The organism is Spongiibacter marinus (assembly GCF_016906995.1).
In the GTDB taxonomy this organism is placed as follows: domain Bacteria; phylum Pseudomonadota; class Gammaproteobacteria; order Pseudomonadales; family Spongiibacteraceae; genus Spongiibacter; species Spongiibacter marinus.
Window position 1 is genome coordinate 19,649 of the sequence record NZ_JAFBBD010000004.1, and the last position, 20,365, is coordinate 40,013.

15 protein-coding genes are annotated in these 20,365 nt (G+C 54.8%); 2 read left to right on the top strand and 13 right to left on the bottom strand.

What is annotated here, in order from left to right; all coding sequences use genetic code 11:
* Window positions 1–2: 2 nt before the first annotated feature.
* The 6 genes from HNR64_RS06700 to leuC all read right to left on the bottom strand — a co-directional run bounded on the left by HNR64_RS06700 (window position 3) and on the right by leuC (window position 8,657).
* A complete protein-coding gene (locus HNR64_RS06700; RefSeq protein ID WP_204995766.1) occupies window positions 3–3,128 on the bottom strand; it encodes a FimV/HubP family polar landmark protein in 3,126 nt (1,041 codons plus the stop codon).
* Window positions 3,129–3,276: 148 nt separating this feature from the next.
* Window positions 3,277–4,242 carry an Asd/ArgC dimerization domain-containing protein gene (locus tag HNR64_RS06705; protein ID WP_204995767.1) on the bottom strand — a complete coding sequence of 322 codons (966 nt, stop codon included), beginning with the start codon at window positions 4,240–4,242 and terminating at the stop codon, window positions 3,277–3,279.
* Complete coding sequence (gene asd / locus HNR64_RS06710) at window positions 4,242–5,357, bottom strand: aspartate-semialdehyde dehydrogenase (protein ID WP_204995768.1); 1,116 nt, start codon at window positions 5,355–5,357, stop codon at window positions 4,242–4,244. Before asd ends, HNR64_RS06705 begins: the two co-directional genes overlap by 1 nt.
* Before the next feature lie 86 nt (window positions 5,358–5,443).
* Window positions 5,444–6,511 (bottom strand): 3-isopropylmalate dehydrogenase, encoded by a 1,068-nt coding sequence (gene leuB, locus HNR64_RS06715; protein WP_204996041.1) that lies wholly within the window; start codon window positions 6,509–6,511, stop codon window positions 5,444–5,446.
* 63 nt (window positions 6,512–6,574) lie between these two features.
* Window positions 6,575–7,225 carry a 3-isopropylmalate dehydratase small subunit gene (leuD, locus tag HNR64_RS06720; protein ID WP_204995769.1) on the bottom strand — a complete coding sequence of 217 codons (651 nt, stop codon included), beginning with the start codon at window positions 7,223–7,225 and terminating at the stop codon, window positions 6,575–6,577.
* A gap of 10 nt (window positions 7,226–7,235) precedes the next feature.
* Complete coding sequence (gene leuC / locus HNR64_RS06725; protein ID WP_204995770.1) at window positions 7,236–8,657, bottom strand: 3-isopropylmalate dehydratase large subunit; 1,422 nt, start codon at window positions 8,655–8,657, stop codon at window positions 7,236–7,238.
* A gap of 115 nt (window positions 8,658–8,772) precedes the next feature.
* Here leuC and HNR64_RS06730 point away from each other — a divergent pair, with 115 nt between their 5' ends.
* Window positions 8,773–9,657 (top strand): LysR family transcriptional regulator, encoded by an 885-nt coding sequence (locus tag HNR64_RS06730; protein ID WP_204996042.1) that lies wholly within the window; start codon window positions 8,773–8,775, stop codon window positions 9,655–9,657.
* Here HNR64_RS06730 and HNR64_RS06735 read toward each other — a convergent pair.
* From HNR64_RS06735 to HNR64_RS06755, 5 genes are all read right to left on the bottom strand, one after another.
* Window positions 9,639–10,283, bottom strand: a complete 645-nt coding sequence (locus HNR64_RS06735; RefSeq protein WP_204995771.1) for a nucleotidyltransferase family protein — start codon at window positions 10,281–10,283, stop codon at window positions 9,639–9,641. The genes HNR64_RS06730 and HNR64_RS06735 overlap by 19 nt on opposite strands.
* Window positions 10,283–11,239, bottom strand: a complete 957-nt coding sequence (locus HNR64_RS06740; protein WP_239547684.1) for an XdhC family protein — start codon at window positions 11,237–11,239, stop codon at window positions 10,283–10,285. The genes HNR64_RS06735 and HNR64_RS06740 overlap by 1 nt, the downstream gene beginning before the upstream one ends.
* A gap of 115 nt (window positions 11,240–11,354) precedes the next feature.
* On the bottom strand, window positions 11,355–13,955 hold the full coding sequence (locus HNR64_RS06745; protein ID WP_204995772.1) for a TonB-dependent receptor: 2,601 nt from the start codon (window positions 13,953–13,955) through the stop codon (window positions 11,355–11,357).
* A 240-nt stretch (window positions 13,956–14,195) separates the two neighbouring features.
* Window positions 14,196–16,568, bottom strand: a complete 2,373-nt coding sequence (locus tag HNR64_RS06750) for a TonB-dependent receptor (RefSeq protein WP_204995773.1) — start codon at window positions 16,566–16,568, stop codon at window positions 14,196–14,198.
* Between the two features lie 152 nt (window positions 16,569–16,720).
* The gene (locus tag HNR64_RS06755; protein ID WP_239547685.1) at window positions 16,721–17,179 is read right to left on the bottom strand and encodes an NAD(P)H-dependent oxidoreductase; all 459 of its coding nucleotides are present in this window, start codon (window positions 17,177–17,179) and stop codon (window positions 16,721–16,723) included.
* A gap of 115 nt (window positions 17,180–17,294) precedes the next feature.
* Here HNR64_RS06755 and HNR64_RS06760 point away from each other — a divergent pair, with 115 nt between their 5' ends.
* Window positions 17,295–17,735 carry a VOC family protein gene (locus HNR64_RS06760; RefSeq protein ID WP_204995775.1) on the top strand — a complete coding sequence of 147 codons (441 nt, stop codon included), beginning with the start codon at window positions 17,295–17,297 and terminating at the stop codon, window positions 17,733–17,735.
* A gap of 3 nt (window positions 17,736–17,738) precedes the next feature.
* Here HNR64_RS06760 and HNR64_RS06765 read toward each other — a convergent pair whose 3' ends face one another.
* A complete protein-coding gene (locus tag HNR64_RS06765; protein ID WP_027873927.1) occupies window positions 17,739–18,344 on the bottom strand; it encodes a transglycosylase SLT domain-containing protein in 606 nt (201 codons plus the stop codon).
* Entirely contained in the window at window positions 18,344–20,365 is a 2,022-nt protein-coding gene (gene ligA / locus HNR64_RS06770) for an NAD-dependent DNA ligase LigA (protein WP_204995776.1), read from the bottom strand. The genes HNR64_RS06765 and ligA overlap by 1 nt, the downstream gene beginning before the upstream one ends.

Below are 20,365 nucleotides of genomic sequence, written 5' to 3' on the forward strand. Positions count from 1 at the left end.
TGTTACTTCAACTGCTCCATTAATGCCTGGGCTGCCGCTTTCTGTTCGTCGCTACCCGCCTCCAGCACTTCATTAATAATATCCCGGGCACCGTCTTCGTCGCCCATGTCGATAAACGCGCGGGCGAGATCCAGCTTGTTCGCAATATCATCACTGTCTGACAACTCAGGCATGTCCTCCTCGGCCGAATCAGCAGAGAATTCATCAAAAACCAAATCATCTAAATTCAGCGCACCGACCTCGTCGTCGGCATCACCCTGAGCTTCGTCGAGCGCCACGCCATCGGTTGACGTTAGCAGCTCCTGATCAGCATCGGCATCGGCGGCATCGACCACGGTTTCAATGGCCTGGTCCTCGGTGTCTGCCCCGGCATCCTCAGCCAGCGACAAACCCTCTACCTCGGCATCCAGGTCCGCCAATGCGGCGTCGAGATCATCCAATTCAGACAATTCCTCTGCCGCCGCCTCCGGCTGGGGCTCGCTGTCGTCAGTGCTCAACATTGACTCACCGAGGTCACTGTCTTCTAGACTAAAGTCAAAGTCGCTGAGGTCTGCACCAAGGTCATTACCTTCTGCAACCGTGTCGCTCTCTACAACGGCATCATCGCCAACGGATAATTCGCCCAGGTCTAGATCAGCGTCACCGAGCTCCTCCAGGGCTTCAAAGCTACCGTCGTCCAGCTCCAGGTCGCTGCCTTCTGTCGACAAAGCATCCAATTCCAACTCGTCATCACGACCATCGACGTCGAGGCTATCATCGGAAGCAAAATCAAAGTCCTCAAGCCCTTCCAAAACCGGCTCGTCAGCTGCCGTTTCGCTGCCGGTGCTGGAATCATCGTCCAGAGAAAGCGCCTCAGCACCCGCCGCCGAAATCGGGTCAGCTTCCGGCATCGGCGTAGCGTCCACCTCTTCGTCTATGGCCTCGCTGCGATCATCTTCGTGCTGATCTTCTCCGTCCAGAAAGGCCAACTCTTCATCCAGGTTATCGAGAGATTCAAGCTCTTCGGACGCCGCAGACGACGGCTCATCACTTAACCAACCGCTAACACCCTCGATAGCAGACATCGACTCTTTAACGCGCGCCAGCGCATCGGCATCGCCGTGCGTTTCTAGCTGCTGATAGGCCTCAAGGAAGGCCTCCCGGTCGCGCGTATCCAGATAGATATCAAGCAACTTAACACGCAGCTCGGTGTTTTCCGGCTCATTGGCGATAGCACTCTTCAGTAAGCTCGCCGCCTGATCGTAACGACCATAAGCCACATAAATTTCAGCCTCTGAAATCGCGTCGCCGGTCTGCGGCTGAACCGCCTCTTCCACCGACTCTTCCGCTGATTCGCTGCTGGGCTGCTCCGAGAAGTCATCGTTTAAACTGTCGAAATCGAAATCACCGGCAATTTCTTCGGCCGCGGCGTCAGCTTCAGCGCTCGGCTCATCAAGCTCATCGACAGGCGCTATTTCGTCAGCCGAGGGCGCATCCAGATTATTGAGCGCACCGGCATCGGCAAGTGGTGGTTCGATTTGTGGCTCTGCATCATCGTTGGCGCCAGCTCGGCGACGCACCAATAATAGAAGCAGTAGCAATACACCCAGTCCTGCAGCGGCGTATTGGTATAGCGGCACTAAGTACCACGGCGTCTCTACCGGCGCTGGCGAGCGCTCCTGCTCGCTAGACATTGGTGGCACGGACTCTGCGGCTTCGCTCGCTACGTCGGCGGCATCAGCGGCAGGTTCGGCGTCACCACCCTCTTCATTCGCATTCGGGGCAGTCGCATTCAGGGCATTGCGCGCCGCCGCCGTAATCTCAGCCTCGCGCTCTTCCAAAGCACGCTGGTCTTCCTCGAGGCTGGCTTCTACCTCGGCAATTTCCGCTGAGATGGCGTTAGCTTCCTCCGTCGCATCAGCAGAGTTGGCCGCCAGGCCAGCCTGCAGCGCGGCCAACTCGCGGTTTTTGAGTGCGATCAACTTTTGCAAGGTATCAACTTGCTTCTCCATTTCTCGCACACGGCTCGCCATGGAGGCATTCTCAAGCTGTACTTGTTCGAGCACTTCTTGCTCTTCGCTCAGTCGGCGACGCAGCTCATCAACCTCTTCACTTGACGCGGTGTCACCCGCACTGCCAATACTAAAGCGCACATCATCACTGGTCGCGGAATCAACCGGTGCTTGTTCTGCCTTTTTTGTTGCGTCGAGTTGAGGTGCCTTTTGCTCGGACGCGGCACCCGCGTCTACGGAAACCGCACTGGAAGTCCGGCGTTGTCGCCAATCTTTCGCTTGCTGCCTAATTGTCTGAAGCGCTGTTTCATGATCGAGCGCGTTAATCTCATCCTCACTGGGGATCTCGAGAACATAACCCGACTTAACGCGGTTGATATTATTACCAATGAAGGCTTCAGGATTTTTGCGCAGCAGCGCGATCATGGTTTGTTCGGTTGTTACAAAGGCGCTGGGGCGAAGCTTTGCCGCCACCTGCCACATCGTATCGTGATGTTGCACGCGGTATTGCCCGTCTTGATCACTCGACGGCAGATCGGTCTTTTTTTCCAGCGGCCGCGGCTGCAGGGACTTTGCAGAATCATCCTGAACTGACGACACTGGAACCGGTGGCGCCACGCTAACGCTGCCGCGCGAGCCGCCGGGCTCCCGCTCAGCGACCGGGGAAGACGGCTGCGCCGGTGAGGGTGAGACATTGGACACCGGCACCCGTGCAGCTTGTGTGGGAGCGAGATCAGATTCAAAAACGGGCAAATCCAACAGCACCGTGTATTCACGGAGCATGCGACCGTTTGGCCAGCGAACTTCAATAATGAAATCTAAATAGGGTTCAACAACGGGCTGGGTTGTGGTGACAATAATTCGGCCGCGGCCGTTTTCACCCACCTCGACAATAAAATCCAAACTATTGAGAAATTGTGTGCGATCAATGCCTGCATTGTCGAAAGCCGACGCGTCAGCAAGATCAACGCGCAACTGAGCAGCCTCCAAACCCTCGGCCTCGCGCAGTGGAATAAAGGCTTTAAACGGCTGGTTCAGGGAGGACGCCAGGGCGATGTCCCCTACCCCGAGGGCGCTCACAAAACCACTTTGAATGGCGCCCACCAATACTGCTACACGGGCCAGACTCTTGCTCATATTTCCACCGTCTCGTTGCTGCACCGCGTCTGTCGATCCCGAAACGAGGCGCAGCGCGGCGTGAATATCGAATAGCTTCGCAGTGTGGACCGCAAACTACAGGCGTTGTTATCTAGAATTATTCTTCGATAGTAAGCGTAAATATTAGCTATGTGTCGGTTTTTATCAAGATTTTAAGCGCTTCAATAATGTTAAGTGCGGCACCTTTACGCAAATTGTCTGCCACAATCGTTGCGCGCAAAACACGTTCGTCGCGACGATCGACAGCCCACTCAGCAATATCTATCGTTTCACTGCCCTGTAGACCCGCTGGACTCGCCAGTGCTTCCGCGTTGCCATCACGCAAACGAAACACATCGCTTGCCAGCAGCTGCTCACGCCATTGCGCGGCGGCCACGGCGTCACCAAACTCCGCTCGCAGCAGCGTGCAATGGCCGTAAAACACCGGCGCCAACATAGCCTGACAGTGAACCTGCGCGAATTCACCCCGCCCCTGTGTTAGCAGGGTAGCCAGATTATGCTCAATATCTGCACTATTATCGGCAGTTAGCGGCAAAACATTAAAGGCAATCTGTGCTGGCAGCTGACTGGACTCAAGCGACTGCGCATTCAGCAGGCGCGCCGTTTCTGCCGCGAGGGTCTCAACACCATTGCTGCCTGCACTCGATACGGGTTGCGCGACCGCCAGGTCGATGCGCTGGGGCGTTGGCAGCTGCGCAAGCAATGCGTACACATGGCTACTCACCGCGTCGGCAATCGCGACACTTTTTTCCCCTTCAGCCAACTCGCTGCCTGCACAAAATACGGGCACGTCACCGCGCTGAGACAACACATTAGCGGCATCAACGACCACGCAGCCTGCACTCTCTGCGGCATCAACTAACTGCGGCAAGGGTTCACCAGGCATAAATACCGCAACGTCCACAGCACTAAAATCCGCCTCATCCAGAGGTCGAAAATCCAGCGGACGCCCACGATACATTGCCGGCTCAGCGTCATAAGCGGCAGCGCTGTATAGCCGCAGCGTTGTTGGCGCAGCCTCCCACTCACTGAGCGCTTCCAGGAGGTGCTTTCCCTCCAGGCTATCGGCGGCAAAAATGGCGTAGTGGGTCATTAGGCAATATCACCTCGGATAATGCGCAACATCCGGCGCAAGGGCTCAGCAGCGCCCCACAGCAATTGGTCGCCAACCGTGAAAGCCGAGAGGTATTGCTCGCCCATATTCAGTTTTCGCAAACGACCAACGGGTACGCCCAATGTACCGGTCACTGCCGTTGGGGTTAGCCGCTCAAGTGTTGCATTGCGCTCGTTGGGAACCACATCCACCCAGTCATTGGCACTGGCAAGGATGGATTCAATGTCACCCATCGGTACATTTTTGTTCAACTTGATGGTTAGTGCCTGGCTGTGACAGCGCATTGCACCAACGCGCACACAGTTGCCGTCAATCGCAATCGGCGAGTCGTCGCGACCCAGAATTTTGTTTGTCTCAGCTTGCCCTTTCCATTCTTCACGGCTTTGACCGTTCTCAAGCTGGGTGTCAATCCAAGGCAACAGACTGCCGGCCAGCGCATGACCAAATTCCTGTGTTGGGAAAGCATCACCGCGCATTGCCTCGGCCACCTTGCGATCAATATCCAGGATATTGCTGCGTGCATCAGCCAATTCCGGCGCCACCGCGTCGCGAATACTCCCCATTTGTGAGATCAGCTCACGCATATTTTTGGCACCAGCGCCACTAGCCGCCTGGTAGGTTTGCGCACTCACCCACTCAACCATGCCCTCGCGGAACAGACCGCCAACGGCCATCAGCATCAAACTTACGGTGCAGTTGCCGCCGATGTAGTTTTTAACGCCGCGCTGCAGGCCCTGTTTAACCACATCGAGGTTAACCGGATCCAGTACGATGATGGCATCATCGCTCATGCGCAGTGACGATGCCGCATCAATCCAGTAACCCTGCCAACCGCTGGCGCGCAGATCGGCGAATACCGCCTTCGTGTAATCACCACCCTGACAGGAAATAATCGCGTCCATGGCGGCGAGTTCAGTAATGTCGTGCGCATCCTTCAACGGCGCGATATCGCGACCGATGTCCGGGCCCTGCCCACCGACATTTGAGGTGGTAAAAAATTGTGGCTCGATACCATCAAAGTCGTTTTCTTCAAGCATGCGACCCATCAATACTGAGCCCACCATGCCTCTCCAACCAACAAAACCTACTTTCATTACTCATTCCTCCTTTACTGCATGGCGACCAACCCATTCACAGGCCGGCGCCCCATTAGCCGCCGCAGGCGGCCAACGACGAGTGTTTACACTTCCGATAAAGCAGCCAAAACGGCATCGCCCATCTGCGCGGTACCCACCTTCTGGCAACCCTCAGAGTAGATATCCGCGGTACGCAGCCCTTTATCCAACACACGGCTTACTGCGTCTTCGATGCATTGCGCAGCATTAGGCTCAGACAGGGAGTAGCGCAACATCATTGCCACCGAAAGAATGGTCGCCAGTGGATTCGCGATACCTTGCCCGGCAATGTCGGGCGCGCTGCCGTGGCAGGGCTCATACATGCCGCGGCCATTCACATCTAGTGACGCCGAAGGCAGCATGCCAATTGATCCGGTCAACATCGCTGCAGCGTCAGAGAGAATATCGCCAAACATATTGCCGGTAACGACAACGTCAAATTGCTTCGGCGCGCGCACCAACTGCATGGCGGCGTTATCCACGTACATATGGCTGAGCTCGACATCCGGATAGTCTTTGGCCATCTCGTCGACGACTTCGCGCCACAGCATGGTCACTTCCAGCACGTTGGCTTTGTCCACACTGCACAGACGCCCACCGCGTTTTTGCGCCAACTCAAAGGCCACTTTGGCGATCCGGCGGATTTGCGATTCGTTGTAAACGTAGGTGTTGTAACCTTCGCGTTCACCATTGTCGAGCTCGCGAATGCCGCGTGGCTGACCGAAGTAAATACCGCCCGTCAACTCACGTACAATCAGTATATCCAAGCCGGCAACCAGATCTGGCTTCAGCGAAGACGCATCGGCTAACTGCGGATAAAGAATGGCGGGACGCAAATTGCCAAACAAATCCAAGCGCTTGCGAATCTCTAGCAGGCCACCCTTTTCTGGGCGCTCTGCGGGGGGCAACTGATCCCACTTAGGCCCGCCGACAGCCCCCAGCAAAATAGCGTCAGCTGCCTGGCATTTCTCGAAGGTTTCATCCGGCAGTGCCGTGCCCACCGCGTCGATAGCGGCGCCGCCAAGCAGCGCATCGTCTAGCGACAAATTAAGTTGGTGAGAGTGATTGATCGCTTCCAAGACCTTGCGGGCCTCGGCCATAATTTCCGGACCGATACCATCGCCGGCCAACATCAATACTTTGCGAGCAGTTTTTTCAGACACGTTTCTATTCCCGTATGTAGTTTGTCAGTATGTTTACGCGCGATGCTCGCGGAACAACCAAGGCGATTTTTGCTGCCAGTTTTTTTCAAAGTCGCGGATAGCATCGGCATCCTGCAGGGTTAAGCCGATATCATCCAGACCATTGATCAGGCAGTGCTTGCGAAAGGCATCAACGTCGAAGGTTATGACGTCACCTGCTGGCGTGGTAATCGTCTGCGCGGGCAGGTCAACCAATAAGCGATAGCCCTCTGAGCTGTACATCTCATTGAACAAATTATCGACAACATCCGCTGGCAGCACTATCGGCAAGATGCCATTTTTAAAGCAGTTGTTAAAAAAGATATCGGCAAAACTCGGCGCAATAACGCAACGAAAGCCGTAATCCTCCAATGCCCAGGGGGCGTGCTCGCGGCTTGAACCGCAACCAAAATTTTCCCTCGCTAACAACACTGAAGCGCCCTGGTAACGCGCGTGATTGAGCGGAAAATCCGGGTTGATTGGGCGCTGGCTGCAGTCTTCGCCCGGACGTCCTTCGTCCAGGTAACGCAGCTCATCGAACAAATTTGGCCCAAAGCCACTGCGCTTAATCGACTTCAGGAACTGCTTGGGAATGATCATATCCGTGTCGACATTCGCGCGATCCATTGGCGCCGCGAGTCCGTCTAATTGGGTAAACGCTTTCATTGTTTGCTCCTTATATCCACTCGCGCACGTCGACGAAATGCCCTGCAATAGCCGCTGCTGCCGCCATCGCCGGACTCACCAAATGCGTTCGACCACCAAAGCCCTGACGTCCCTCAAAATTTCGGTTAGACGTTGAGGCACAGTGCTCACCCGCTCCGAGCTTATCGGCGTTCATTGCCAAACACATAGAGCAGCCTGGCTCACGCCACTGCAGCCCCGCCTCAGTAAAGATTTTATCCAGCCCCTCTGCTTCGGCTTGTTTTTTCACCAGGCCTGAACCGGGAACAACCAGCGCTTCTTTCAAACTCTCGGCCACTTTTTTGCCTTTCACTACCGCAGCGGCCTCGCGAAGATCTTCAATACGAGAGTTGGTGCAGGAACCAATAAACACCCGGTCGAGGGTGATATCGGTAATGGCTTGCCCCGCGCTAAGCCCCATATACGTCAGCGCACGCTCACAAGCACTCCGCTGCACAGGGTCACTAAAGTCATTGGGAGCGGGGACTACCGCACCGACTGCCGCCACCATCTCCGGGCTGGTCCCCCAGGTCACTTGTGGCTCGATACTGCTGCCGTCAAGCTCAACCACCGCATCAAAATGAGCATCGGGATCACTGTGCAGTGTTTGCCAGTAACTTACCGCCTGCTCCCACTCTTGCTCATTGGGGGCAAACGGCCGACCTTTCACATAATCGATGGTCGTTTCGTCCACGGCAACCATACCCACACGCGCACCCGCCTCTATGGCCATATTACAAATGGTCATGCGGCCTTCCATCGACATATCGCGGATCACTTGCCCGCCAAATTCAATGGCATATCCTGTGCCGCCTGCGGTGCCGATTTTTCCAATTACGGCAAGGACGACATCTTTGGCGGTAACACCGACGCCGAGCTTGCCGTCGATGCGCACCAACATGTTTTTGCTCTTCTTCTGGATCAGGCACTGGGTCGCCAATACATGCTCGACCTCAGAGGTGCCAATACCGTGGGCCAGCGCGCCCAGCGCGCCGTGGGTTGCGGTATGCGAGTCACCGCAGACCACTGTCATACCCGGCAGCGTTGCCCCCTGCTCTGGACCGACAACATGAACAATCCCCTGCCGCTCATCGTTGATCGAGAACTCCGTGATCCCGAACTCATCACAGTTATCATCAAGTGTTTGAACCTGGATACGCGATATTTCATCTTGGATACCGCTCACACCCGCACTGCGCTCAGCGAGGACCGTGGGCACATTGTGATCCGGTGTTGCGATATTCGCACTCACGCGCCAGGGCTGACGCCCGGCAAGCCTAAGGCCTTCAAATGCTTGCGGCGATGTCACCTCGTGGACAAGCTGGCGATCAATATAGATCAAGGCCGTACCGTCATCGCGCTCTTTTACCAGATGCGCGGCCCATAATTTGTCGTAAAGCGTTTGTGAAGCCATGAATGATCCCCCAGTCTCCTCTCATTGCAGGCAATTTTACGCAGCCACATAAAATAAAACAAATTCATATTTTTTATTATTTCAATTCCAAAAAGGAATGAATAAACTTACTTCCATGGACACACAATCACTACAAGCGTTTCTATGTGTTGCCGAATGCAGCTCATTCTCAGGCGCGGCGGAACAGCTCCACCTCACCCAACCCGCAATCAGCAAGCGTATTGCCACACTGGAAAAGCAGCTCAATGCCAGGCTATTTGACCGCATTGGCCGGCATATTCACCTTACTGAAGCTGGTCGCGCACTGCTGCCGGAAGCGCAGCGCATTCTCCAAGACATCCGCGAAGCCCGCCGACGCATCGACGACCTTCGCGGCAGCGTATCGGGCCGCCTGTCGATGGGCATCAGCCACCACATTGGGCTACACCGCCTGCCGCCGGTATTGCGGGAATTCAGCCAACGATACCCAGATGTCCAGCTGGATATCGACTTTATGGATTCAGAGCAGGCCCACCACCGCATCCTCCACGGCGAGATGGACTTGGCAGTGATCACCCTATCTCCAAGCCAGGAGGAACATTTGAGCTTCCTGCCGGTGTGGCAAGACCAACTCACCGTGGCGGTCGCCAACGACCACCCTCTGAGTGACGCCGGTGTGGTAACCGCCGAAATGTTGAGCCAACACACCGCCCTGCCACCCGGGCTGAACACCTATACTGGGCAAATTATCAAACGTCTTTTCGATGAGGCCGGGCTGGAAATGAATATTGGTATGTCCACCAACTACCTTGAGACCATCAAGGTCATGGTGAGCATCGGTTTAGGTTGGAGCATCCTGCCGCAAACCCTTCTGGACGACAGTGTTACCGCCCTGGAACTGAAGAACATGCAACTGAGTCGCACCTTAGGCTGCGTACACCATCGCAACCGCAGTCTGTCGAATGCATCGCGCGCCTTCATAGACCTTTTACCAAATATTGATCACGGCGGCGTGAAGTGAGGAGCCAACGCCAGCAATTGCTCTGGCGTATCCACGTCGCTGTAAATACCCGGGTCACTGACGTCGATAAACCGACGCGTCGACGCTGGATCTTGGATTACTCCCTTCCCGCCCTGCTCGCCCATTACCGCACATAGCGCCGGCCAATATTTTCTACCAAAGGCCACCGGGTGACCGACCCGCCCCTGACAGCGTGGCACGACAATATCCTCCGCAGAGGCAGCGTTAATAAGCTGAGAAATCGTGGTAATTCGCAGCAGCGGCAAATCTGCCGGCATGATTAATACCGCCTCAGGCAAGCTCGGCGGCAACGCGTGAGAGCGCAACTGCTCTTCGGTGCAGCCGAAGTGCTGCAACAACGCGCGCATACCCTCGGCCAAGGAGAAGCCCATGCCTTCTTCCGCTCGGCGTGCATAGAAACACAGCGCATCGAGCTTTGCCGCAACGTTATTGTGGCGGTCGGACTCACTCAACACGGCGAAAGCCTGCGCTCCCGCCTTGCCAGCCCGCCGGATTAAGGCAGGCAGCATCTCACCACCTTTGGGAAGCGGCGTGAATCGCTTGTCCTGTTCGCCAAAGCGACGACTGCGGCCAGCGGCTAACAACAATAACGGCAACACCGCCATTACACAGCCCGTTTACCACTGCGCAACTGGGTTAACTCTGCCATGACCGCCACAGCGATCTCCATCGCCGACTTACTGCCAATGGGCAAACCTACCGGAGCGTGAAGGCGATCAATTTGCTCGGCACTTAAGTCGAGCTGAAGCAGGCGTTGGCGGCGCTTTTCAGACGTTCGCAATGAACCCAAGGCGCCGACGTAGTAGCAGTTTTCGCACAAGGCCTGCATCAAGGCCATATCGTCGATACGCGGGTCGTGGGTTAGGGTAATGACGATGCTATGCGCATCTGCGGCATGTTCTGCCACCACGTCATCGGGCATGCCTGGCAACACCGTAACCGCAGGCAAGGACCAGCGCTGTCGCCGGTCATCGCGCGGGTCACACACGAGCACGCGATAATCCATCGCCAAGGCAAGCTCCGCAATGCAGCGAGCCAGCTCGTTAGCCCCAACCAGTAATAGCTGAAAGCGGGGGCCAAAATCCTGCTGCAAGGTCGTCTCGCTAAGGCTCAACGCCTGGCATTGTTCCAAGCCTTGCAGAGACCAATCCCCGCTTTGCAAATCAACCTGCCTACGCATCGCCCTGCGCTCATCCAAGGCGAGCAAAAGGCGGCGAATATCTGCTAAGTGGCTGGCGGTAAGCGGCTCGATGAAAATTTTCATGCGGCCGCCACAAGGCAGCCCAAAGCGCTCGTTCTCCTCTGGGCTGACACCATATTCCAGCAACTCACAGTGAGTGGCGGCGAGTTGCCCGGATGCCAGCTTCTCCAGGAGATCATCCTCTATACACCCACCGGACAGCGAACCTGTTAACGCGCCGTCAGCGGCCAAAAACGCCATCGCCCCGAGCGGCCTGGGCGACGCGCCAAATGTCGCTGCAATCGTACATAGCCAGCCGCCCTGCCCCTCGTCAACGGCGCTCGCCGCAGCAGCCAAAACCAGTTGATCGGTATTTTTCAAATGCCATCCCCAGATTTATACAACCCTAAACATCCCCAACATTATGAAACCAGCCATTTAAAAAAGGCAAAAAAAACGCCGCATAAAGCGGCGTTTATAGCGTACTACCGACGGATCAATACCAGCGGTAAGTACCCTGAATGGCAAAGCTACGTGGCGGCTCAACGAAACCGTAGTGGCCCGTGCTACCGAAGATGCTGTTCGCCAGCGGCGTGTCGTTGGAGTAAGAAATTACCGTTTCATCGGTTAAGTTCTTAGCCAGTAACGCCACTTCCCATCCAGCAGATACATCTGACAACCCCAGACGCAGGTTAGTCTTCACGTAGGCATCCTGCTCCTGGCTCGGGTCGAGGTTTTGCGACGAGTTGTAGTCACCGGTGAAGACGAAGTCCGCACCACCGCGGAATTCGATATCACTGGTCAGCATCGTGGTGTATACAAAGGTCAAGTTACCAGAGTAATCAGCTACGTACTGGTTGGTCTTACCTTTGTAATCACAATAAGCAATCCCTTCAGCAGTCACCGTATCTGGCGTCTGTCCTTGATAGCACTGACCGTTTTCATAGTCGGTAAATTCAAAGTCAAGGAAGGCCAGGGCACCGGTCATCATCAGGTTTTCAGTTAATGCGATACGGCCATCAAGCTCGATACCCATGGTCGTCGCAGCACCGGCATTACCCACATTGAAGCCGAGCGTACCATCAAAGATACTTACCTGAAGGTCGTCGTACTCAGTGTAAAATGCCGCGATGTTCAACTCAGCAGCGCCATCCAGCAGCGTTGTTTTCGCACCGATTTCCAAGCTCGTCGCCTGCTCTTCTTCATACTCAAAGCTACCAACAAGAACCACTGGATCGCCGTTATCTAAGTTCTGTAGCGGACGAATCTGATTGGTTGCCGGAGACGCATTGGAGCGCGCATCGTAACCACCTGATTTGTAACCACGCGACAATGTACCGTAGAGCATCGCGTCATCGTTCACATCGTACTGCAGGTTCAACGACGGCGAGATATTTTCCTCGGTACGTGAGCCACTCAAGTCGTGACGCTCAGCGGAGAAGTTCTTCGCCACAACGGTGTCGATCTCACCCTCATCTGGGCGCTCACCCGTCGCACGGTTAACGAAGTCTAACTTACGGCTACCATCTTTAGTCTCATGCGAATACCGCAGCCCTATGGTTGCTCGGAACAAGTCTGTAACGTTCCACGTTGTTTGCAGGAAAGCCGAGAACAGCTCTGTCTCTGTAGTGAAGTAACGGGGGGTGCCCAAGTCGCGAATTGCATCCCCTGCATCACCGAAACCACCCAAATCCAGCGCGTTAAGCAAACCGGCGTCAGCTGCGGGCTGCAAAAGTGCCTCAAGGGGGGTTCCAGCGAAAAGGCCCAAAGCCACATTATCCAGAGGGCCGCCTTCAATATCACCCGGTGGGCGTTCACCGCGAGCACCCGCTTCTTGAATATCCGCAGCATTCAACAGCCCGGGCAGGATATCACTGTCTACACGGATGCTATCAAAGAACTCAAGCTCACTCTTTTGATAGAAACCACCGGCGATAAATTCAAAGGTTTCACCGACAGGCGATACCCAACGAAATTCCTGGCTGAACTGGTCGTAGTTTTCTTCAGCGCCCACACTGAATACTGGCGCGCCAGTGAAGTCACAGTCACACAGCTCTTCGGTATCGTACCCCAGCAAACCAGTAATGAAAGTGAACTGGTGGCCTTCGCGATAATAATCAACGTTCAGCGTGATGTTCTGCGTGTCGTTGTAGCTGTAGTCACCGTTCGACGAACGCTTAAAGTCCTGTTTGTTGTTCAGTACAGAAGAGTCCGCATCAACAGAGGCCAATACAATGGGGCCGGCTGCAACTTCAGTGAAGTCAAGAATCTCGGCGTAGGTGCGGCCGTTGAACGAGCCTGTGCTTGAGGTTGACGGCTGATCATTGATGATTTCGATCTGGCGGCCATCAACATCAAACTTACCTACTTCCAATTTCAAGGCTGCAACCAAGTTTTCCGTCGCATCCCATTCAAAGATTGCCCGAATGGTCCCCTCGTCGCGCGTTGGCTCGTCGCGATTCAAGGTCAGGTTTTCCATGTGACCGTCGATATCGCGCTTACGGATCGCAAGACGCGCACCCACGGTATCCGTTAACGGACCAGACAATACCAAATCGATAATTTGCTCGTTGAAGTCGGGCTCGTATGTCGCCGACACAGAGCCTTCAAACTCTTGTCCGGGACGCGCTGAAATCAAGCTTAGCGCACCAGCAATACTGTTTTTACCAAACAGGATATTTTGCGGGCCACGCAAAACTTCGACGCGGGCCAGGTCAAGAAAAGGTGCGCGCGTCAGCTGCGCACGACCGTAGCTGACACCGTCAAAATACATACCCACGGACTGTTCAAAACCCGGGTTGATGCCCGAGCCGATACCGCGAATGTAGATGTTCGTACCGATCCCCGTCTCTGACATTGTCAGGTTGGGTACATATGCTTGCAGGTCTTCAACTTTGGCGATACCCGCCTCAGCCATTTTGTCGCCGCTCACAGCGTTCACGGATACCGGAACATCCTGCAAGCTTTCTGCCCGCAGTGTTGCAGTAACAATAACTTCTTCCAAAGCGGGCGCTGCAAACAGCGGTGTTGCTGCTACAGAAACCGCCGCTGCCAGCGCCGAGCGCCGAAATCGTGCTAATGATTTATTCAAGGTCATATGACCTCCAGATGCCTTGTTTTATTATGACTGACCCCACTGGCGCGAATGCTCCAGTAATGTCCCCTCCAGGATTCCCGCGTCGCATTGCTGCGCGCAAGGTAATGTGATCGCCGACAACATATACGAAATAAGGTGTCTTCGCAATGTCATGAAAGCTTATCGTTGTAGAGCATATAGCTCAAGGCTAAAAGCAAAGGCGCCGCTATACTGCGGCGCCTTTGCGTAGCCAGCCTGTGCTTACCAGCGCCAGCTTGCTTGAACTGCTACGCTGCGTGGCCTTTCAATAAACGCATAATGGTTAACGCTGCCGAAGCTGCTGTTCGCCAAGGGCGTGTCATTGGAATACGACACCACCTCTTCGTCAGTCAGGTTTTTACCAACCAGCGCCAACTCCCAACCGTCCTTCACATCGGCGATCGCCAGGCGCATATTCACTTTCACGTAGCCATCTTGCTCTTGGCTAGGATCGAGGTTTTGCGACGAGTTGTAGTCATCGGTAAAGACAAAGTCAGTGGCCGCTCGAAACTCCATGGCGTCGCCGAAGCTATGCGTGTAGTTGAATGCCAAGTTGCCTGAGTAGTCTGCGACGTATTGGTTAGTCTTGCCCTTGTAGTCACAGAAGGCGACGCCATTCACCACAGAATCTGGAGTTTGTCCTTGGAAACACTGACCGTTTTCGAACTCAGTGAATTCAAAATCAAGGAAGGCGATCGCTGCACTCATCACCAGTTCATCGGTAAGCGCAATACGGCCATCGAATTCAATACCCTGAGTTTCAGCCTTACCAGCATTGCCGACATTAAAGCCGAGGGTACCATCGAAGATACTCACCTGGAGATCGTCGTACTCAGTCATGAACACGGCAACGTTCAGCTCAGCACGCCCGTCCCAAAAACTGCTCTTGGCGCCAATTTCTAAGCTGGTTGCTTCCTCTTCGTCGTATTCAAAGGAGCCAATGATGACGCTGCCCGCAGCGTTGGGAGCAGCGCTTGGCGATGCGTTTGAGCGTGCATCAAAGCCGCCGGACTTGTAGCCGCGGCTCGCCGTTGCGTACACCATTACCTCATCGGTCGCATCAAACTGAACATTGATCGACGGGGCGAGCTGGTCAGTGTCTTGAGTGTCTTCCAAGTCATGCCGTTCAATTTTGAAAACCCCCGCTAGAACACCGTCCACCGTACCCAGTGGCCGTTCGTTGCCCTGCAGGTCAGCAACTGTCAGGCTACGCGAGCCGTCTTTTTCCTCTTCAGAATAACGCAGACCAAAGTTGGCGCGTAAGCGATCTGTAACATTCCAGGTGGTCTGCCAGAACACTGACCACAATTCAGCGTCTGAGCTGAAGTAGCGTGGTGTTGTGGTATTGGCAATGGAGTTACCCGCCGCTTGCGAGCCTGTTCTCAATGCTACTGCAGTGGGGATAATCGCACTATCAATCACAATGCTGTCATAGAAATCGAGCTTGCTGGTCTGATAGTACAGGCCACCAATATGCTCAAAGGTTTCCCCTACCGGTGAGGCCCAGCGAATTTCTTGGCTGTACTGCTCATAGTCCTCGCTGAACGGAATGCTAAACACATTGGCGCCAGTGAAGTCACAGTCACAGAGCTCATCAAACTCGTACTCCAATGCCGCGGTAATGAAAGTCAGCGTGCCTTCACCCAGCGCATAGTCAACGTTCAAGGTAAAATTACGCGTCCGGTTATTGCTGTAGTCCCCATTCGAGGAGCGCTTGTAATCCAATCCGGTATTCAGCACCGAGGGATCCGCACCAAACTGCGCTACAAGAATTTGACTGTAGCTCGCGCCACCAAAGGCCGGATTCGTTGAGGGCTGGTCGTTCACAATTTCAATTTGGCGACCGTCAACATTGAATTTACCCAACTCGAATTTCAACATCGCCGTCAGGTCTGCACTCGCCTCCCAGTCCAAAATTGCGCGGAAAGTACTCTCATCACGAGCTGGCTCATCGCGGTTCAGGGTGAGATTTTCAATGTAGCCGTCCATCGAGCGTTTGCGCATCGCGATGCGCGCGCCCAAGGTGTCGGTAAGTGGGCCCGACAAAATAAAGTCGACAATTTGTTCTTCGTGATCCGGCTCGTACAACACCGATAGCGAACCTTCCTGCTCGTCTCCTGGTCGCGCAGAAATCAGGCTCAGTGCGCCAGCGATACTGTTCTTTCCATAAAGAATATTTTGTGGACCACGCAGTACCTCGACGCGGGCCAAATCTAAAAAGGGTGCCCGTGTTAACTGGGCTCGGCTATATGAAACGCCATCAAAATACATACCGACGGACTGTTCAAAGCCGGGGTTGATCCCAGACCCGATCCCCCGAATATAGATGTTTGTGCCAATGCCTGTCTCCGACATTGACAGGTTGGGTACATAGGCCTGCAGGTCTTCGATTTTGTCGATACCGGCTTCCTGCATTTTTTCACCACTGACCGCGTTCACCGACACCGGCACGTCTTGCAGACTCTCGGTTCGCAGGGTTGCGGTTACCAAGACCTCTTCAAGAGCTGGGGCGGCAATCGCTGACGACAGTGGACTTAACCCTGCTGTCATTGCCGCCGAAGCCAAACCAATGGAGCACACACGCATTATCTTCATGAACAGACTCTCCTAGGAGCTACTTATTGTATTAAACATAACCTTACGCACTTTTTGTCGCGCACGATCATGTCCCGATGAAGTCTATATAGTCGAATATAGCTGTCTAATGTGGGATTTACCTATTCGTTAGCGTGAATAGTAGTAGTTTTTTAATAAATACCCATCTCCAGTCCGGCTACCATCGCTTCCGCAAGCTCTTCTAGCGCCGCAAAGTCTTCAGCTTGCGGTGGCCCTTTACAGATAATCGCCTCGGTGACCGGCTTCAATACCATGCCTTTAGCAATGCGCTGAAGCGCTCGCACTGCACCTTCGCCATCATTGCCGGTGCACAAGTACGCCGCGTAGGGAAGAATCAGTTCGCGCGCGCAGGCGGGGTAAAAACTTCGATCCAAAAAATCCTTCAATGCGCCAGGAAGCTGACCAAAATTTTCAGGGAAGACCAACAACAGCGCTTCAGCCCATATTACATCTCGACTACCCGCCTCGCTCGCGCGAAGCAGGCGCACGCTAGCGCCGGCTGCCTCAGCACAACGCGCTGCCGCATAGGCGAGTCGTAAATTTCTACCCGACTGACTGTGATACACAATAAGTAAATTGCTTTTAGCCACACTTACTCCGCCTGATATTTTGTTGGTACTGTGTTCACTCGGCTCTGCCCCTAGCGGTAAGATAACGCAGCACAGCCATTGCCATCCATAGACCACCAACAAGAAGCCAGAATTTATGAAGTATCTACATACCATGGTGCGGGTCGCCGACCTTGAGGCGTCAATGCATTTCTATTGCAACCTACTGGGCCTGACAGAAGTGGCGCGCTATGACAGCGAGCAAGGGCGCTTCACGCTGGTTTACCTGAGTGCAAGCGCAGATAAAGAACAAGCAGAAAGGGACAAATGCCCCACGCTGGAGCTGACCTATAATTGGGACCCAGAGAAGTATGATGGAGGACGTAATTTCGGCCACTTGGCGTACCAGGTAGACGATATTTATGCCTTGTGTAAAAAGCTGCAAGACGGCGGGGTCGTCATTAACCGACCTCCTCGCGATGGCCATATGGCCTTCGTGCGATCGCCAGACAATATTTCCATTGAGCTTCTGCAAGCAGGTGAGGCGCTGCCTCCGGCAGAGCCTTGGCAGTCCATGCCCAATACCGGCGAGTGGTAGACCTTAGAAAAGACCGAAGAACCAACCGCCTTTTTTAAGGTCCTCTTCGCAACGCGCCAACTGCGCAGCATAGCTGCGCGAGCGCGCCGACACTTTGCCGGCAACACGCTGTAACCAGGGCTTGCCGGCGAAGGTCCGGCGTTTAAAACCGCCGTGGCCCTCATGGTAAGCCAGATACAAAGAATAGGTATCGGTGTTGGCGATGCCATTGGTGCGTCGGCTCACGTTGTTGTACCAGCCGATGAAGTCTATGGCATCCTCAAAGTCATCGCGATCGGCGCCCCAATTGCCCGACTTATCCTTGTACCAATCCCAGGTTGCATCTTTAGCCTGAGGATAGCCGTAGGCGTCAGACATACGCCCTGCAGGAATAAAGCCCAACCAGTATTTGCGTGGCGGCTTGGCGTCAGCCACGAAACGCGATTCCTGATACATAATCGACATCATCACTGGAATGGGCGAGTCCCAGCGTTTAGACGCCTCGCTGGCATCGTCATACCAGTCGTCTTTTTCGCGAAAAATCGCGCAAATATCACCGGGGTTACGCGGGGGCGCCGTCGTACACGCCGTCGATAGCAGCAGTGCGAGAACCAAGAAAACATAGCGCATCAAAGCTTCTCCCGGTCGAACAGTGCCAGCAGCTCGGCCTCGTTAATTATTGAAATCCCCAGTTCCTCTGCCTTGCGCAGCTTGGAGCCGGCATTCGCCCCGGCGGCCAAACAGTCAGTTTTTGAGGACACGCTGCCCGCCACTTTCGCCCCCAAGGTCTGCAACTTTTCCTTGGCCTGACTACGCGTCATCGATTCTAAGTTACCCGTTAACACCCAAGTCTGCCCGGCAAGCGGCTGGTCGGTATCGCTGCGCGAAACCACCTCGGGCCAACTAACACCACAGTCGCGAAGTTGGCGAATCACCGCGCGGTTGTGATCACTCGCAAAAAAGCTATGTATATGACTCGCCACGATCGGGCCCACATCAGCAACCTCCAAGAGCGATTCTTCAGAGGCCTCGGCCAGAGCGTCTAGTGTTTGAAAGTGCTGGGCTAAATTCAGCGCCGTGGCCTCGCCCACTTCGCGAATACCCAGCGCATACAAGAATCGTGCAAAGCTGGTATCTTTTGAGGCAGTCAGCGCCGCCAATAAATTCTCCGCCGACTTCTTACCCATACGCTCTAGCTCGACGAGCTGATCGAGAGACAGTTTGTACAGGTCTGCCATGGTCTCGATCAACCCGGCATCCACCAGCTGTTCTACTAACTTATCGCCGAGGCCATCGATATCCATCGCTTTACGACTGGCAAAGTGCTTAATCGCTTCTTTGCGCTGAGCTGCGCACACCAGCCCTCCCGAGCAGCGCAACACCGCCTCACCGGGCGCCCGCTCGAGCTCGCTGTCACAAACAGGGCAACACGCCGGCACCGCGATGTCTCTAACGCTGGCTTCTCTGCGCGCCAATACCACCTGCACGATTTGAGGAATAACATCACCGGCGCGGCGCACAACCACCGTGTCGCCAATTTTTACGCCGAGACGATCAATTTCATCAAAGTTATGCAACGTGGCATTGCTCACCGTTACGCCGCCCACAAATACTGGCTCCAATTTTGCTACCGGGGTTACCGCACCCGTTCTGCCCACCTGAAATTCCACATCGCGGAGAACGGTAGTTTCTTCCTGCGCTGGAAATTTGTGTGCAATCGCCCAGCGCGGCGCCCGTGAAACAAAGCCCAGTTTTTGCTGCAGCGCGACGTCGTCTACTTTGAAAACAATGCCGTCGATGTCGTAACTCAGGCTGTCCCGGCGAGACAACAAGCGATGGTAGTAATCCACACAGGCGTCTACGCCCTCAACAACCGCCATTTCAGCATTGACGCGGAACCCCCAGTCGGCCAATCGCGCCAGCGCGTCACTGTGGCGCTCAAACCACGAGTCACCGGCAACAGCAACGCCGTAGCAGCACATTTCCAACGGCCGCTTGGCGGTGATTCGGCTGTCGAGCTGCCGCAAACTGCCCGCTGCCGCATTGCGTGGATTAACAAAGGTTTTGCTGCCCTGCTCCCGAGCCTCATTATTGAGCTTTTCAAAGCCCGCTCGGGGCATATAAATTTCGCCGCGCACTTCCAGCTCAGAGGGCCAACCCTCGCCTTTCAATTTCAGGGGTATAGACTGAATCGTTCTGACATTTTCACTGATATCTTCGCCTGTTTGGCCATCGCCACGGGTCGCTCCCCGAACCAGCACGCCGTCGACATATAACAGGCTAACGGCGATACCATCGAGCTTTGGTTCACAGACATAGCCGAGCAGATGCTCGCTTTCTAAGCGACCGCGAATACGCGCATCGAAATCCCGCAGTTCCTGCTCTGAAAAAGCGTTGTCGAGCGACAGCATTGGCGTTTCATGACGCACCTGGCTGAAAGCCGCCAGCGGTGCTCCCCCCACCCTGCGCGTTGGTGAGTCGTCGCTACGCCACTCCGGATATTGCTCTTCCAGCTCCTGGAGTTCGCGGAACAAGCGGTCATACTCCGCGTCGGGAATACTGGGTTCGTCGAGCACATAGTAGCGGTGACTGTGCTCGTGAAGCTGCTCGCGCAGGCTTTCCAAGCGTGCGCGGGAAGAGGCATCGGACAT

Bases quoted from the DNA above. Each gene is read 5' to 3' on its own strand.
- HNR64_RS06730 (WP_204996042.1), top strand. From the start codon at position 8,773: ATGGACACACAATCACTACAAGCGTTTCTATGTGTTGCCGAATGCAGC.
- leuB (WP_204996041.1), bottom strand. From the start codon at position 6,511: ATGTTGGCCGGCGATGGTATCGGTCCGGAAATTATGGCCGAGGCCCGC.
- leuC (WP_204995770.1), bottom strand. From the start codon at position 8,657: ATGGCTTCACAAACGCTTTACGACAAATTATGGGCCGCGCATCTGGTA.
- ligA (WP_204995776.1), bottom strand. From the start codon at position 20,365: ATGTCCGATGCCTCTTCCCGCGCACGCTTGGAAAGCCTGCGCGAGCAG.
- HNR64_RS06745 (WP_204995772.1), bottom strand. From the start codon at position 13,955: ATGACCTTGAATAAATCATTAGCACGATTTCGGCGCTCGGCGCTGGCA.
- HNR64_RS06760 (WP_204995775.1), top strand. From the start codon at position 17,295: ATGAAGTATCTACATACCATGGTGCGGGTCGCCGACCTTGAGGCGTCA.
- HNR64_RS06735 (WP_204995771.1), bottom strand. From the start codon at position 10,283: ATGGCGGTGTTGCCGTTATTGTTGTTAGCCGCTGGCCGCAGTCGTCGC.
- leuD (WP_204995769.1), bottom strand. From the start codon at position 7,225: ATGAAAGCGTTTACCCAATTAGACGGACTCGCGGCGCCAATGGATCGC.
- HNR64_RS06705 (WP_204995767.1), bottom strand. From the start codon at position 4,242: ATGACCCACTACGCCATTTTTGCCGCCGATAGCCTGGAGGGAAAGCAC.
- asd (WP_204995768.1), bottom strand. From the start codon at position 5,357: ATGAAAGTAGGTTTTGTTGGTTGGAGAGGCATGGTGGGCTCAGTATTG.
- HNR64_RS06765 (WP_027873927.1), bottom strand. From the start codon at position 18,344: ATGCGCTATGTTTTCTTGGTTCTCGCACTGCTGCTATCGACGGCGTGT.
- HNR64_RS06700 (WP_204995766.1), bottom strand. From the start codon at position 3,128: ATGAGCAAGAGTCTGGCCCGTGTAGCAGTATTGGTGGGCGCCATTCAA.
- HNR64_RS06750 (WP_204995773.1), bottom strand. From the start codon at position 16,568: ATGAAGATAATGCGTGTGTGCTCCATTGGTTTGGCTTCGGCGGCAATG.